The organism is Methanocalculus sp., assembly GCF_030651615.1.
Taxonomy (GTDB): domain Archaea; phylum Halobacteriota; class Methanomicrobia; order Methanomicrobiales; family Methanocorpusculaceae; genus Methanocalculus.
The window spans coordinates 1-13,891 of the sequence record NZ_JAUSCG010000032.1; the positions used below are offsets into that span (position 1 = coordinate 1).

The window sequence follows — 13,891 nt, forward strand, 5'->3', positions numbered from 1 at the left end:
AGAAGTGACTCCTTCCAGCAGGTAGTCGCCTCCTCAAGAAGAGGGAGAAGCTCAGACCGGATACCTGCCACCTGTTCTGTCGGAGAGAATCCATCGGGGGGTCTGGCCAGAGCACCCGCCGTTGCCTGCCTCCAGAGACCAGAAAGCCGGATCATCACAAATTCATCAAGATTATTTGAGAATATCGAGAGGAATTTTACCCGTTCAAGGATGGGGTGGTTACAATCCCATGCCTCCTCAAGGACCCTACGGTTAAACTGAATCCATGAGAGCTCCCGATTGAAGAAGACCTTCGGTGTATGCAGGAAGACAGGATCTGCAGCACCATTGTTAATCATCTCATCCTCTCCATGTAGATCATTGATACCATTGGGCTCGATATAGATATTATTTGCCGATCGTTCCAATAAAAAGACAAATCAAGATATTAGTGCAGGACAATTGATCTGACTGATGATACGTGAAGAGGGAAGAAGGGAAGAGACATTTGAAGAGAAGGCAGCAGAACTATTGAATGCAAAAATTCCATCAGAACGGGTCATACTAATCGAATTGCTCGCAACCATTGATGGGGCGCGGGCTATCCCCTATCTCATTGCAGCACTCAGAGATGATGAAAAACAGGTGCGAAACGCTGCTGCACGTTCACTCGGATCGATCGGAGAGTCTGCAATCCCGCAGATTTCCGCACTCCTGACAGATCAGTGGTGGGTCGTCAGGTACCGTGCCTGTGAGGCCCTTTCGATGATGGAAAATTCTTCCGTCTACCCCTATCTCCAATCTGCCCTCTCAGATGAGAGGGATCATGTGAGATACATGGCTGCAAAAGGGCTTATGAATCTTAGAATTCCGTCAGCCATACCTGATCTGATGCCACTCCTTCAAGATGAAAACCCTTATGTCCGGGCTATGGCTGAAAAGGCCATAAATTCGATGAAGATGATCAGAGAATAAAGAAGACCGGCTTTCGGCAGAGGATATCCATCACCCCGTTCCTCACCGTATAGGTCGAATGAAAGACATTGATGCGGGAAGGTAATGTAATCCAGGTCTCATGTTCATTAACGACGATCGCCACCTGTTCACGCTCGATCCTGGCATAGGGTGCTGAGGTGAGCAGGTTTTCCGGAGGGAGATTCGCTGAGATATAGATCCGGTTCTCAGTCTCGATCATCTCATAGGGGATATCGAGGGGCTTACTCCGTATCGGAGCCAGAAGGTACCCGCCAAAACCCCCCTCAGGTCTGAGAATACAGCCGATGATCCGCTGGGATTCACCTTTCCGGACCTGATCATCATGAAGCCTATCCACCATATATTCCCTCAATTTTATATCGATCTTCATCCAGCACGACAATACCACGTGATATCAGCGAATGAAGCGATGCCAGAACCGTATCAGGATTTTTCTCCATCACATCTGTGAGTTCTTCAAAAGTCAGATCCTGGTGGGAGAGGGTGATGATGATATCCAGATCAATATCATCCTTCATCACTTCTTTGCTCATTCTGGCAATGTCGTTCATCGTCGCCTCAATATCCTTCTCAAGATTCTCAAGGGTATCAAGGAGGGTTTCACGGGAGCGGGCCATCCTCCTGAGCATTCCAAGCGACTCGATAAGACGGAGATCAGCTGAAGGGATACCAACAACCGAATGCTTTCTTCCGCTCTCACCCACTGAGACGACGATATTGAACTCCTGAGAGAGGTAATAGTACTTTCTCCTCCGTTCATCAAGGAAGAAAGAGATGAGCAGACCTCGCTCCATCATATTCAGGTGTTCAATCACTGCTTTTGGTGAGAGGATCAGACGATCAGATATCTCGGTTACAAAACATGGTTTCTGGCGGAGTAATTCAATAATACGTCTCCGGTTGCGGTTTCCAAGGATATCTAACAGGCGAGAGACCTCGACACGGTCAATCATACTAACATAATGTTAGGATCAATACTATAAAAAAGAGAGGGTTCAGGATAACCGGTAGTTTGGAGCCTCATCTGTGATCATGATATCATGCGGATGGCTCTCTTTAAACCCTGCTGAGGTGATCCTGACAAAACGTGATCTCTTCTTCAGATCGGTGATCGTCTTTGAACCGGTATAGCCCATTGCAGATTTAAGACCGCCGACGATCTGATAAATCACATCAGAGACCTCTCCAACGTACGGAATCGCCCCTTCGACACCCTCAGGAACGAACTTGGTAGCACCTATCCCTTTTGCCTGGAAGTACCGGTCGCTTGACTGGCCGCCGGTCATCACACCGAGTGAACCCATCCCACGATACTGTTTGTATCGTCTTCCTTTGATGACGATGACACGGCCGGGTGACTCATCGGTCCCTGCAAGCATGCTTCCGAGCATAACACAGTCTGCACCTGCTGCGATCGCCTTTGCAACATCACCTGAGTACCGAACCCCCCCATCAGCGATCACCGGAACATCGGACCCACTCATCACATCAGCCACCGCAGCAATCGCCGATATCTGCGGCACTCCGACACCAGCCACAACCCGTGTGGTACAGATGGAGCCGGGTCCTATTCCGACCTTGATTCCATCGACGACATCAACAAACTCGGATGCTGCCTTTCCTGTTGCGATATTTCCAGCAATACAGTCGGCCTTTGCGCTTGCTTTTATCTCCCGGACAGCTTTCACAACCATCATATTATGGCCATGTGCACAATCTATGACAAGTGCATCCACCCCCGCCTCATCCAGGAGCATTGCACGTTCGAAGTCAAATGGGCCAACGGCCGCTGCCACCCGGAGTCTCCCATTCTCATCACGGTTTGCACGTGGGAACTGACGTTTCTGAAGGATATCCTGCATCGTTACGATCCCAAGAAGCGAACCTTTTCTGTTCAGGACCGGGAGGCGTTCGACCTTCTTCGCATACATCAGTTCAAGCGCCTGTTCCGGAGTGACATCCTCCCCGACAGTGAACGGATCGCGTGTCATCACCCGTTCGACCGGTTCTTCACCTCTCCTTCCGACGATCGCACGGATATCACGCCTGCTGACGATGCCGACGAGATCTCCGTTCTCTACGACCGGCACACCGCCGATCCCATGGTCATTCATCAGCTGTTCGACAGAGAAGATCGTCGTCTTCGGCTCGACGAAGAGAACATGCCGCTCGATTAGATCCTCAGCACGTTTAACGATCCCGACCAGTTCGACTTCATCATTTGCGGTGAGATTTCTGTGAATCACACCAATACCACCCTCACGGGCGAGGGTGATTGCCATCATCGCCTCGGTGACGGTATCCATCGCGGAACTGCATATGGGGATGGACAGAGGAATATTCTTTGAAAAACGGGAACGGACATCAGCCTCACTCGGCTCCACATATGATTCTGCGGGCTCAAGGAGGACATCATCAAACGTCAACGCTTCAGGGACCTTCAGCTTCTCTTCGAACATGATCAACTCCGAATAATGCTCAATGCTTTCTCGACAAGATCTGGATTAATGACACAGGATCTGTCCCCACCACAGACCATACCACGAACGCCGATGATATCAGGATTGATCTTTTTGAGGTGGGGCAGATCCGCAAACACAAGTGAACCCGCAAGGGCCGTCTTCATACCAAGACGTCTGTTCTCCCGCGTAAAACTGGTGAGCAAAGCTTCATCCATAAATTCAAAGGTGCTTTTACCATCTTTTATCCCGGTATCGATCATCGATACATCAGCACCCTCTTCAGCAGCAATAACCGCCATATCAAAAGGTGAGATCGTTCCGAGCCGTTCGTAATCCGAATATGCCGCAATCACGACAATCTTCTCAGGAAATTCAGGTTTAACGGCCTGTACAACAGAACGAATCACAAGACGCGCATCATCAAAGTCTGAGAAGTAGAGCCCTATCTTAACATAGTCGGCACCAGCGCAGGCAGCGCCATACGCAGAAAGTGCAGCTGTTCCGGGCTTTGGAGGGAAATCGCCAATAGCAGCGGAGATAGGTTTTTCTCCGGCAACTGCTTTGATCGATCGGATAACCCAGGGGAAATTTGCACCAAGGGAACCCTCCGCAGGTCGTTTCACATCGACGATGTCAGCAGAAAGAGAGAGTTTCGCCTCTTCCAAAGAACTTGGGCTGACAAGTAATTCCATAGAACTTAATGATCCTGGAGGATAATAGTGATTGCGTTATACCATGAAGCTCATTTGTGCAATAGATCTTCATTTAGGTCAGGTGGTGCATGGAAAAGGAGGACGGAGGTCAGAATACTCTCCACTTACCTGGGGGATCTCAAATACTGCAGAACCGAGAGGATACCTCCATGCGATCCGGCCCAGGTTCGTATACATTGCAGACCTTGATCGGATAATGGGAGACGGATCACATGATGAGGTCGTGCTCGGACTCTCCGATCTTGTGGATCGCTGTTACCTTGATCGGGGGTGCAGAGGACCTGACGATATGCTGAATGCACCCTTCATCGAGAATGTCATCGGAACAGAGACTGCAGGCCCGAATCTCTCTGGCTTTCCCGGAGGGTACCTGAGTGTGGATGTAAAGGCCGGAAGCGTCGTTCCGGGAGGGGAAGATCCTGTGGCGATCCTCTCCCGCGCCGAAGAGTGGGGATTCTCAGGCTGTATCCTCTTACAGATCTCAGCAGTGGGGGAGGAGTGCGGCATAGACTGCAGAGAAGCAGAACGGATCAGATCCGGAACAGATCTCCCCCTCCTGTATGGAGGAGGTGTCAGAGATGAGAGTGACCTGACGATACTCTCGGAAGCTGGATTTGACGGAGCTATCATCGCAACTGCCCTCCATACAGGAGGAGTGGCGCTCGAACATATCAGGAGGGGATCGTTCTGCTGATCACACTCGAGGGTATTGACGGAGCCGGGAAGAGTACCCTGTTGCATGCGCTTGAAGAGGAAATCGCCGATCTTGATGCGGTTTTCACCCGTGAACCCGGATCAACCTGGATTGGAAAGGCGGTCAGGCAGGCGATTGCAGACGAGATTGATCCCATTGCTGAAGCTCTTCTCTTTGTCGCTGACCATGCGATGCATCTGAAGACGGTGATCCGTCCCGCCCTTGAGAAAGACCGGATCGTCATATCGGACCGGTACACAGACTCAAGGTTTGCCTATCAGCAGGCGACTCTCGCGGGTATAATCGATGATCCACGAGGATGGCTTGCCGCGCTCCATGACGGCTGGTCGATCACACCGGATCTCACCTTCCTCCTCGTCATCCCGGTACACCGCGCACTTGAACGGATCGGAAGGGAGGGCGTTCGTGAACATTTTGAGAGGGAAGAGGTGCTCACCCTCGTCCAGAAGGAGTACCTTGTACGTGCAGAAGCCGAACCGTGGCGGTTTGTCATAATCGATGCAGAAGAGGAGAAGGAGGTGATCGCCTCCTTTGTTGCAGGTGAGATCAGGCGCGTTTGCGGATCGCAAGGACGACGTCTCCGATCATGAGGACGTCCACCTCTTCACCTTCGATCGTATATGAATAAACAGGAGAGAAGGCTCCTTCAGGAATTGCCACCTCAGATTCATTGATCTGAACTGATGAAACAACTCCTGCAAGTGATTCCGAAGGGAGTGACCGGATCGCCTGCATCACAGCACCCGCCTCCTTCCTGAAGGTGGGGCCGATGATCCCCATGTTGAAGGTGATATCGGAGATGATCCGATCAAGATGAGGTTCTTCAGATCTCCATTCGATCTCTGCATTTGTCGTCCTCCCCGCATCCCCGCCATCATCGATTGCCATCTGCGGAGTGTAGATAGTCACATGGCCAAGCGGTGCATTCAGGGCAAGACCTGCATCATGCTTGTATTTTCTGAGGAGTGCAACAACCGAGACGAGGAGATCTCCATCACGGATAGCCGCTGTATCCTGAAGCCTGAGATCCGGCCAGGACTGGTCGATGATACGGTTTCCCGTCAGATGGTAGTAGCACTCACTTGCAAAGAAGGGGATATAAGGCGCAAGCATCCCACAGAGTGCTTCAAGCGTCACTTTCAGGGTATAGACTGCACCGGCACGCGAGGGCGTATCACCATACAATCTCCCTTTGACAAGTTCCAGATAGTTATCAGCAAGAATAGACCATGCAAAATCACGGATGGCTTTTAATCCCCGGTCGAACTGGTACGCATCGAGTGCCTCGGTCACCTCAGTTATGGTAGCAGAGAGGTTTGAGAGGAGCCATCGGTCTGCGAGTTCTGTCGGGTGAACTGCAGGGGTGGTATCGTCTTTTCTTATCTGAAGAAGGGAGAAGCGGACGATGTTCCAGAGTTTCGTCTGGAACCGTGAAGCGGCAACCACATCGTTCCAGCTGAAGGTGATATCAGATCCGGTTGCCGATCCAACCGCCGCCCACTGGCGGAGAGCATCGACACCGTACCGGTCAATCAGCTCATCCGGGGTGATGACATTGTTCCGTGACTTGGACATCTTAAATCCATCTTCACCAAGGACCATGCCGTTGACCAGAATGCTATCCCATGGTTTCTCTCCGGTCAGGGCCATCGACCGGAGGATCGTATAAAATGCCCATGTCCGGATGATGTCATGCCCCTGGGGGCGGAGCTGTGTCGGATAGTGTTCAGGCGTGGTCTTCCCATCCCACCTCGTAATGGCAAGGGGAGAGATGGAAGAGTCCATCCAGGTATCGAGGACATCTGTCTCTCCGGAGAATTCTGTTGAGCCGCAGGAGGGGCAGGGGTTCTTTGGGGAGATGAGTGTTGGGTCAACAGGTAGATCAGCTTCATCGGGGACGATCATCTCGCCGCAGGCAGAACAGAACCAGACAGGGATCGGGGTGGCAAAGAGGCGCTGGCGGGATATGCACCAGTCCCACTCCATCTGGGATGTCCAGTTCTCAAGTCTGACCAGCATATGTTCCGGGTACCAGGAGACCTCTCTTGCAGCCTTCAGTATCTCATCCTGCTTCACCTTCACAAACCATTGTCGCTCAGAGAGGATCTCAATCGGAGTCCTGCACCGCCAGCAGGTTCCAACCCGCTGAGGCAGATCCACCTGCCGGATCAGAATGCCGGACTCTTTCATATCGGAGAGGATAGCACTGCGGCATTCTTTCGCCTTCATTCCACTGTACTTTCCGCATATAGACGTCATCGTCCCGGTTTGATCGATCGCTTTTCTGAGATCCAGATTGTGCGTCTTCCACCAGACGACATCCTGCTTGTCACCGAAGGTACAGATCATCACTGCACCGGAGCCAAACGTCGGATCAACCGATTCATCCTCTACCACCGGCACCTGATGTGAGAAGAGAGGGACGGTGAGAGATCGACCTCTGAGTTCGGCATACCGTGCGTCATCCGGGTGAACCGCAACAGCAACACATGCTGCAAGGAGTTCAGGACGGGTCGTTGCGATCTCGACTCCGTCGAAGGTGAAGTAGTTCAGGAGAGTGGTATTCTCAGTATAGGCAACCTCTGCAAAGGCGATTGCAGTCTCACACCGGGTACAGTAATTCACCGGATGCTCCGACTGATAGATATACCCATCTTTGAGCATTCTGAGAAATGATGCCTGGGTGAGGCTGTAGTACTTCTCCTCCATCGTGATGTACTCAGAGCTCCAGTCTATTGAGAAACCCATCAGCCGAAGAGAGGTCCTCATCCGCTCAATGTTCTCATGTGTAAGATCCCGGCACTTCTGCCGGAATTCATCACGGGGAATATCATTCTTGGTGATCCCATGAATCTCCTCGACCTTGACTTCGGTCGGGAGCCCATGGCAGTCCCATCCTTGCGGAAACATCACGTTGTACCCGCGCATCCGCTTGTACCGCGCGATGATGTCCATATAGACCCAGTTCAATGCATGCCCGATATGGAGTCGGCCGGTAGGGTACGGAGGGGGTGTATCGATGATGTACCTTGGCTTTGCCGACCCCCAGTCAAAATAGAAGTCTTCATCACGCCATTGATCGAGCCATCGCCGCTCAACCTCAGCGCATTCATAGGTTTTATTGAGATCCTCAGGTGATGACATTTATAACAGGTTGTCACCATCATCTGATATACTGATCGCACCAGGGATGGCGGATATACGAAGCTTCTTCACTCTGTTTAACCAATTCCATCTATTCATGAAGCATCAGCCACGCCTCCTGCTGGCCTCAATAATTGCCATACTCGGGATACTCATATCCCCTTTCATCCAGCCAGCGTGGCTTTTTTCGATCTTTGTCATCTCATTCTCTGCTGTTCTCTACCTGATTCGGGGTACACAGTACATCTCCCTTGCACTTGGGGCCACTGCTCTTCTGTATGGGATCGGCCTTCTTCCCCTTGTTGCATTTGGTGCAACAGTTGCAATTGTCACCTTCGGAGAACTTGCATATCGGGCGGGTGGTGAAGGAGCACGGGCGTATATTCATTATACTGCCGGATCGTCCGGGGGTGCCCTCCTTGTTATGGCGTATCTTGGAAATATCCAGCCGCTTGTGCTGATCATCGGTGTACTTGTTGCGCTGATGCTCCGTTGTATCCTGGATGAGCGTGAGGATGCCTACATGATCATCATGCTCGGGGTTGCGATGACCCTCTTCCTCTTCCTTGAACTTGATTTCCAGGTGGATATCCTGCTGCTCTTCCTTGCGGCAACGATTGCACTCCTCTTTGGGTACTCCTCATACCGGGTTGGCGCTGCCGACCTCTCCGGTCTCTTCTCAGGTGCACTCATCGGTATCATCCTGATCGTCTTTGCAGATGTCACATGGTTCCTCGTGATGCTCGCCTTCTTTATCATCGGATCTGCCAGCACCCGGTATCAGTATGCACGAAAAAAGACGATGGGTGTCGAACAGGAACGGGGTGGAGCGCGTGGATATAAGAACGCCTTCTCAAACTGCCTTGTTGGAACCGGTGCCGCAGTTCTCATAGGTATTACCGGAGATCCGGTCTGGACAGCACTCTTCATCGGAAGCGTCGCAACGGCGACTGCAGATACCGTCGCCTCAGAGATCGGTGTCACCGGCGGACGCCCATATATGATCACCACATTCAAACCGGTTCCCGAAGGGACAAACGGTGGAGTGACGCTCAGAGGCGAAGTAGCGGCACTTGTCGGATCGGTTCTGATCTGCGGCATTGGTGTCGCTCTTCAGATCATCCCCTTCGAACTCTTTTTAATCGGTGTCTTTGCAGGGGTTGTCGGGACAAATGTGGACAGTCTTGTCGGAGCGACTATCGAAAACCGTGGGCTCATCGGAAATGCAGGGACGAATCTTCTTGCAACACTTGGTGGGGGAGTCTGTGCTGTGGTGCTTGTGCTGGTGTTGCTGTGAGGAGTTCGCGATGCATTGTCCTCTCAAAAAAACCGTGATGATGAAATTTTGTTAAAAATAATGGAATACGGTTAGTACTTATACCACCGTCCCTTCTCGTCATAGACGCCCACCTGCTCCTGCTGTTCGATAGGTACCTTCTCAAGCCTTCTGAAGAAGGCGGCTTTGAAGGTGAGGGTGAAAGGCGTTATAAGGAATGCCCAGAGGAAGAGGACGACCGCTGTTGCTACAACGGCGTTTGGTCCAAGAAATGCCATCACCTCTTCACCGGACATTGAGCTGATGAGATCGGGATCCATTTCACCAAGTTCGCTCACCTTCTCCCAGAGGAGTGCTGCCCATACAAAGGCGAGTCCAAAGAGGGTGATTCCAAAGATGACGATATTGACGACGATGAAGAGGAGCACCTTCCAGGAGTAGAAAAGAACAAGGGCGATGCTCGATTTGAGGGAGTCAAATATCTTCTCGTCCCTGAAGACTGCGAACGTATCATAGAAGTATGTCAGGAGGAGGATCGGAACAGAGACCCCCATCGCGATCATGAAGGCGCTATCGGCGGTTGGAATCACTCCGATGATCGCTGTACTCGATATGACGAGGAGTATCGTCAGAAACGATGCAAAGAGGACGATCAGCAGGGGCAGGAGGACACGGAAATAGTAGTTCTTCCCGTACCTGAAGTAGACAGAGAGATCATTCTTCTCTTCACGTATGATCCCATAACTTCCCGCGATGATGAAGGGGAAGAGGAGGAAGGCAATGATCTGAAACCCTCCTGTTGAGATCTGATCTGTTCCTCCAATCAGGATATCCCCCGCCGAGACAATGGCGATGATCAGCCCTGAAAGCCAGAGGAGAGGGAGATTTTTCAGAAGACCGAAGGTATCGGCGAATGCCTCACGTATCATGGTCACCGGTTCCTTGGCATGGCGACGATCTCGCGCACCTGTAGGTCAAAGAATGAGGCGGTATGTGCAGGTCTGATGACTGCGACGCAGTCTGCACCGGAGATGGTGCCGCCGACAGCGATCACCTCATCGGTCACATTGATTGCGCCCTGATCTGCTGCAATCAAAACACACTCAACAGCAACCTTCAACCCGATCGCAACAACCCGGCGGAGGGCTTCTGCGATCGCTTCTGTCCGTGAGCCACCACCTATCCTTGAGGACCGGGAAAGGGCGCGTTCAAGTCCTGAGAGGGCATGGGTCCCGGTGATGATCTGATGACCTTCTGCTGACAACGCGGCTTTCGCCTCCTGTGAGAACTCCCAAACACCCGGTTCTGAGAAGCCAACGACATGTGTCACAACAACCAGCCGGATGGCTGTACCACGTACTGCCTCACGAAACCGGAGTGCAGTCGCGCCAGAGGTGCTTGCAAGAATGATTCTATTGATATTCAGTTCCTGTGCCCGTGAGATGGCAAGCTGAACACAGTCCATAGTATTCTCTTTTCCCGGAGAGTCAAAGTAGGCAGTCTCTCGTGTGATGTATCCCATGCATGTTAATATGCATCGGTCGTACATGACAATTACGATGATCACGCTTGCACTTGCCGGAAAACCAAACTGCGGGAAGTCGACCTTTTTTAAGGCGGCGACACTCGCTGATGTCGAGATTGCGAACTACCCGTTCACCACCATCGATGCAAATCATGGTGTTGCCTATGTGCGTGTACCCTGCCCATGCGGGTCCCTTCATCTGAAATGCAACAATTGCAAGGATGGATCAAGGTTTATCGGGGTCGGTCTCGTCGATGTTGCAGGGCTGGTTCCCGATGCGCATAAAGGAAAAGGGCTTGGAAACCAGTTCCTTGACCACCTCCGTTCAGCCGATGCGATCATCCAGATCGTGGATGCAAGCGGGAGTACAGATGCAGAGGGAAACCCCGTAGACACAGGGTCCCATGACCCGATGGAGGATGTGCGGTTTCTGAAGTACGAGATGGCGATGTGGGTTGCAGGTATCATTGAAAAACACCTCCCTCGCCTGATCCGGAGCTCGCAGGGGAAAGAAACGGCACTGATCGACCATCTTGCCGAGGTGCTCGCAGGACTCTCCATCTCAGCAGAAGATATCAGATCGGCACTTGATAGTACGAATGTCGATCTCTTCAGGGCTGATACCGATGCCATCTGCAAACTTTCAGACGCGCTGATCGAAGTGAACAAACCGATGGTGACGGTTGCAAATAAAGCAGATATGGCAACAGATGAGCAGCTTCAGAAGCTCCCCGCTGAGATGATCCGCGCGACCGCAGCCGGTGAGCTCGCACTCAGAAATGCCGTTTCTGCAGGTATTATCAGGTATCTCCCCGGAGATTCGGACTTTAATGAAGATTCTGAAGCATGCCTCACCCCTCAACAACAGAGAGGGCTTTCGATGATCCGATCCGTCATGAAGCGCTTCAATGGAACAGGGATTCAACAGTCGATAAACCAGGCTGTCTTCTCACTTCTTGATTTAATCGTCGTCTACCCGGTCGAAGACGAGACTCACTTTTCTGACGGAAAAGGGAGGATTCTTCCTGATGCTTACCTGATGAAGAAGGGATCAAACCCCCGGGATCTCGCCTATCAGGTGCATACCGAGATCGGCAAGGGTTTCCTGTACGCGGTTGACGCGCGGACAAAGATGAGGGTAAAAGATACACTCGAACTAAAAAATGGAGATATTATCAGAATCGTCAGCACAGCGAAGTAAGAATGTGCGAAAGTTTTAAGCTATGAGGATGAAGAGGAGATTATACGTATGGCGGGCGAGGTATACCAGGCACAGGTTCTGAAGAACTTCTTTGAGACTATCACAGGCACTGATAGAAACCTCACCCGGATTTCGATGTGTGTGGTGACACTCGCGAAACTCAGGAGCGAAGATCCCGCCAAAGTCACTTTTCTTTTAGAACAGATGAGACGATCCCGGGAGAAGAAGGAACTCTCAGTGGATATCCTTGATTATATGGTAGATGCAGCAGTCGCACTTGATCTTGAATTTGTCCAGACCGCCTTTGGTGTTACAAACGTCAGGCAGATCGCAGACGAGTTCGGATCAGTATCTCTCGACTCATTTTAAGAGGAAGGACCTGACTGGGCGTTATTTCCTTCGAGAGAGCATGTGTTCCGGTTCTGCTTGATGAGCGAAAACTTTTTTTTTGTAATCGGTATGAGGGAGTCCGGTTCAATTGATCAGGAGTATCCATCTGCATTGATCAATAGTGTCCATTTGGAATGGATAGATTTATCATTTCAAATGAGCATTATCCGTATACCATGATCCTGAAGAGCGAACTCAGAAAGATCCTGAGATCCCAGAGAGATGCAATAGAGAGGCGCAAGCCCGGTGTTACCCGGCAGGATCTTGTACGGGTGAAGCCACTTCATAATTTTGCAATTATCATATCCGGTATCAGGCGATGCGGTAAGAGCACGCTTCTCGTCCAGTCGATGAAGAGAGAAGAAGGTTTTTTTTACCTGAATTTTGAAGATCCCCGACTTGCTGAATTTGAACTCGGGGACATTGAGATGTTGGAAGAAGCCTTTTCCGAGGAGTTTCATGAGGCGGATCTCTACTATTTTGACGAGATCCAGAACATCTCAGGCTGGGAATCGTATGTACGATATCTTCTGGAGAACGAGAAGAAGGTGGTGATCACCGGATCGAATGCATCGCTCCTGAGCCGTGATCTCGGGACAAAGCTGACAGGAAGAAATCTTCGGATCGAGCTCTTTCCGTTCTCTTATCAGGAATACCTACACTTCATGGAACGTGAAAACTCGAAAGTATCATTTCAGGACTATCTGGTTTCCGGCGGTTTTCCGGAGTATCTGAGAACAGGAATGGATGAGGTCCTGCAGAATCTTCTGATGGACATCATTGCACGGGATATTATCTTCAGAAATCCTGTGAAAAACCCACGCGTTGTAACAGAAATTGCAGTCTATCTGCTGGGGAATAGTGCCAGGGAGTTCACGCTCTCAAAACTTCAGAAGATATTTTCGGCAATTGGATCGGTTACCACCATCGGATCATATGTTGATCTCCTGGAAGATGCATACATCATCTTCACTCTGCCCCGGTTCTCCTATTCCCAGAAAAGCAGGCAGATCAACCCAAAGAAAGTATATGCCATAGATAACGGTCTTATTCGTGCAAATTCAATCCAGTTCTCAGAAGATTCAGGCAGGTTCCTGGAGAACCATGTCTTCCTTGAGCTCAGGAAGCGATACCGGGAGCTCTTCTATTTCCGTGAAAAGGGTGAATGCGACTTCCTCGTCAAAGAGAAGACGAAGATCACAAAGGCGATACAGGTCTGCTATGAGCTGACCACCCGAAATAAAAGACGGGAGATCGAAGGGCTGGTAGAAGCAATGGAGTTTTTCGACCTTGATAATGGGTATATTCTGACGCTCGACCAGGAAGAGGAGATTCTCGTAGCTGAAAGAAGGATCTCAATTCTTCCGGCACGAAAATTTGACTATTGAGAGATATGATCACGCAAAGACGCTGAAGACACACAGTTTCTTCGGATCCGGGTTACAGCCTTTCTTGGCGGCTTTGCGTGAGTACTCCTCCTCCCCTCTTGG

At 50.9% G+C, this 13,891-nt stretch carries 14 protein-coding genes and 1 pseudogene; 7 read left to right on the forward strand and 8 right to left on the reverse strand.

All coding sequences use genetic code 11. The features are described 5' to 3' along the window. Positions 1 to 338: pseudogene (locus tag Q7V06_RS01255) on the reverse strand (RNA degradosome polyphosphate kinase); the annotation flags it as partial. A gap of 115 nt (positions 339 to 453) precedes the next feature. On the opposite strand from Q7V06_RS01255, the gene Q7V06_RS01260 reads away from it, so the two are divergent. Continuing rightward, positions 454 to 954 carry a HEAT repeat domain-containing protein gene (locus Q7V06_RS01260; protein WP_304836899.1) on the forward strand — a complete coding sequence of 167 codons (501 nt, stop codon included), beginning with the start codon at positions 454 to 456 and terminating at the stop codon, positions 952 to 954. On the opposite strand, the gene Q7V06_RS01265 is transcribed toward Q7V06_RS01260, so the two are convergent. Genes Q7V06_RS01265 through Q7V06_RS01280 form a run of 4 tightly spaced genes read right to left on the reverse strand, consistent with a single transcriptional unit; the run spans position 944 to position 4,129 of the window. After that, on the reverse strand, positions 944 to 1,315 hold the full coding sequence (locus tag Q7V06_RS01265; RefSeq protein ID WP_304836902.1) for a hypothetical protein: 372 nt from the start codon (positions 1,313 to 1,315) through the stop codon (positions 944 to 946). The two genes, Q7V06_RS01260 and Q7V06_RS01265, sit on opposite strands and share 11 nt — an antisense overlap. Continuing rightward, positions 1,305 to 1,928, reverse strand: coding sequence for an ArsR family transcriptional regulator (locus Q7V06_RS01270; RefSeq protein WP_304836904.1), 624 nt, complete (start codon positions 1,926 to 1,928; stop codon positions 1,305 to 1,307). The genes Q7V06_RS01265 and Q7V06_RS01270 overlap by 11 nt, the downstream gene beginning before the upstream one ends. A 42-nt stretch (positions 1,929 to 1,970) precedes the next feature. After that, positions 1,971 to 3,434: an IMP dehydrogenase gene (gene guaB / locus Q7V06_RS01275; RefSeq protein ID WP_304836907.1), complete on the reverse strand. Its 1,464-nt coding sequence runs from the start codon at positions 3,432 to 3,434 to the stop codon at positions 1,971 to 1,973. Positions 3,435 to 3,436: 2 nt separating this feature from the next. Then, complete coding sequence (locus Q7V06_RS01280) at positions 3,437 to 4,129, reverse strand: (5-formylfuran-3-yl)methyl phosphate synthase (protein ID WP_304836909.1); 693 nt, start codon at positions 4,127 to 4,129, stop codon at positions 3,437 to 3,439. Positions 4,130 to 4,172: 43 nt separating this feature from the next. Here Q7V06_RS01280 and Q7V06_RS01285 point away from each other — a divergent pair, with 43 nt between their 5' ends. Together Q7V06_RS01285 and tmk are read left to right on the forward strand one after the other, a co-directional pair. After that, a complete protein-coding gene (locus tag Q7V06_RS01285; RefSeq protein ID WP_304836912.1) occupies positions 4,173 to 4,844 on the forward strand; it encodes a HisA/HisF-related TIM barrel protein in 672 nt (223 codons plus the stop codon). Continuing rightward, the gene (gene tmk / locus Q7V06_RS01290; RefSeq protein WP_304836929.1) at positions 4,838 to 5,455 is read left to right on the forward strand and encodes a dTMP kinase; all 618 of its coding nucleotides are present in this window, start codon (positions 4,838 to 4,840) and stop codon (positions 5,453 to 5,455) included. Before Q7V06_RS01285 ends, tmk begins: the two co-directional genes overlap by 7 nt. Here the strand turns inward: tmk and Q7V06_RS01295 are convergent. Beyond that, positions 5,412 to 8,009: a valine--tRNA ligase gene (locus Q7V06_RS01295; protein WP_304836914.1), complete on the reverse strand. Its 2,598-nt coding sequence runs from the start codon at positions 8,007 to 8,009 to the stop codon at positions 5,412 to 5,414. The two genes, tmk and Q7V06_RS01295, sit on opposite strands and share 44 nt — an antisense overlap. Positions 8,010 to 8,106: 97 nt before the next feature. Here Q7V06_RS01295 and Q7V06_RS01300 point away from each other — a divergent pair, with 97 nt between their 5' ends. Next, positions 8,107 to 9,306, forward strand: coding sequence for a DUF92 domain-containing protein (locus Q7V06_RS01300; protein ID WP_304836917.1), 1,200 nt, complete (start codon positions 8,107 to 8,109; stop codon positions 9,304 to 9,306). Between the two features lie 71 nt (positions 9,307 to 9,377). Here the strand turns inward: Q7V06_RS01300 and Q7V06_RS01305 are convergent, their stop codons facing one another. Both Q7V06_RS01305 and Q7V06_RS01310 read right to left on the reverse strand, forming a co-directional pair. Continuing rightward, the gene (locus tag Q7V06_RS01305; protein ID WP_304836920.1) at positions 9,378 to 10,214 is read right to left on the reverse strand and encodes a hypothetical protein; all 837 of its coding nucleotides are present in this window, start codon (positions 10,212 to 10,214) and stop codon (positions 9,378 to 9,380) included. Between the two features lie 2 nt (positions 10,215 to 10,216). Next, positions 10,217 to 10,807 carry a pyruvate kinase alpha/beta domain-containing protein gene (locus tag Q7V06_RS01310; protein WP_304836923.1) on the reverse strand — a complete coding sequence of 197 codons (591 nt, stop codon included), beginning with the start codon at positions 10,805 to 10,807 and terminating at the stop codon, positions 10,217 to 10,219. Positions 10,808 to 10,844: 37 nt separating this feature from the next. On the opposite strand from Q7V06_RS01310, the gene Q7V06_RS01315 reads away from it, so the two are divergent. The 3 genes from Q7V06_RS01315 to Q7V06_RS01325 all read left to right on the forward strand — a co-directional run bounded on the left by Q7V06_RS01315 (position 10,845) and on the right by Q7V06_RS01325 (position 13,789). Next, a complete protein-coding gene (locus tag Q7V06_RS01315; RefSeq protein ID WP_304836932.1) occupies positions 10,845 to 12,011 on the forward strand; it encodes a redox-regulated ATPase YchF in 1,167 nt (388 codons plus the stop codon). A gap of 48 nt (positions 12,012 to 12,059) precedes the next feature. Further along, positions 12,060 to 12,380, forward strand: a complete 321-nt coding sequence (locus tag Q7V06_RS01320; RefSeq protein ID WP_304836924.1) for a hypothetical protein — start codon at positions 12,060 to 12,062, stop codon at positions 12,378 to 12,380. Positions 12,381 to 12,577: 197 nt separating this feature from the next. Further along, positions 12,578 to 13,789, forward strand: a complete 1,212-nt coding sequence (locus Q7V06_RS01325) for an ATP-binding protein (protein WP_304836927.1) — start codon at positions 12,578 to 12,580, stop codon at positions 13,787 to 13,789. Positions 13,790 to 13,891: the final 102 nt, after the last annotated feature.

Excerpts from the sequence above, each read along its gene's own strand:
- Q7V06_RS01260 (WP_304836899.1), top strand. The coding sequence starts at position 454 with ATGATACGTGAAGAGGGAAGAAGGGAAGAGACATTTGAAGAGAAGGCA.
- Q7V06_RS01265 (WP_304836902.1), bottom strand. The coding sequence starts at position 1,315 with ATGGTGGATAGGCTTCATGATGATCAGGTCCGGAAAGGTGAATCCCAG.
- Q7V06_RS01270 (WP_304836904.1), bottom strand. The coding sequence starts at position 1,928 with ATGATTGACCGTGTCGAGGTCTCTCGCCTGTTAGATATCCTTGGAAAC.
- guaB (WP_304836907.1), bottom strand. The coding sequence starts at position 3,434 with ATGTTCGAAGAGAAGCTGAAGGTCCCTGAAGCGTTGACGTTTGATGAT.
- Q7V06_RS01280 (WP_304836909.1), bottom strand. The coding sequence starts at position 4,129 with ATGGAATTACTTGTCAGCCCAAGTTCTTTGGAAGAGGCGAAACTCTCT.
- Q7V06_RS01285 (WP_304836912.1), top strand. The coding sequence starts at position 4,173 with ATGAAGCTCATTTGTGCAATAGATCTTCATTTAGGTCAGGTGGTGCAT.
- Q7V06_RS01295 (WP_304836914.1), bottom strand. The coding sequence starts at position 8,009 with ATGTCATCACCTGAGGATCTCAATAAAACCTATGAATGCGCTGAGGTT.
- Q7V06_RS01300 (WP_304836917.1), top strand. The coding sequence starts at position 8,107 with ATGAAGCATCAGCCACGCCTCCTGCTGGCCTCAATAATTGCCATACTC.
- Q7V06_RS01305 (WP_304836920.1), bottom strand. The coding sequence starts at position 10,214 with ATGATACGTGAGGCATTCGCCGATACCTTCGGTCTTCTGAAAAATCTC.
- Q7V06_RS01310 (WP_304836923.1), bottom strand. The coding sequence starts at position 10,807 with ATGGGATACATCACACGAGAGACTGCCTACTTTGACTCTCCGGGAAAA.
- Q7V06_RS01315 (WP_304836932.1), top strand. The coding sequence starts at position 10,845 with ATGATCACGCTTGCACTTGCCGGAAAACCAAACTGCGGGAAGTCGACC.
- Q7V06_RS01320 (WP_304836924.1), top strand. The coding sequence starts at position 12,060 with ATGGCGGGCGAGGTATACCAGGCACAGGTTCTGAAGAACTTCTTTGAG.
- Q7V06_RS01325 (WP_304836927.1), top strand. The coding sequence starts at position 12,578 with ATGATCCTGAAGAGCGAACTCAGAAAGATCCTGAGATCCCAGAGAGAT.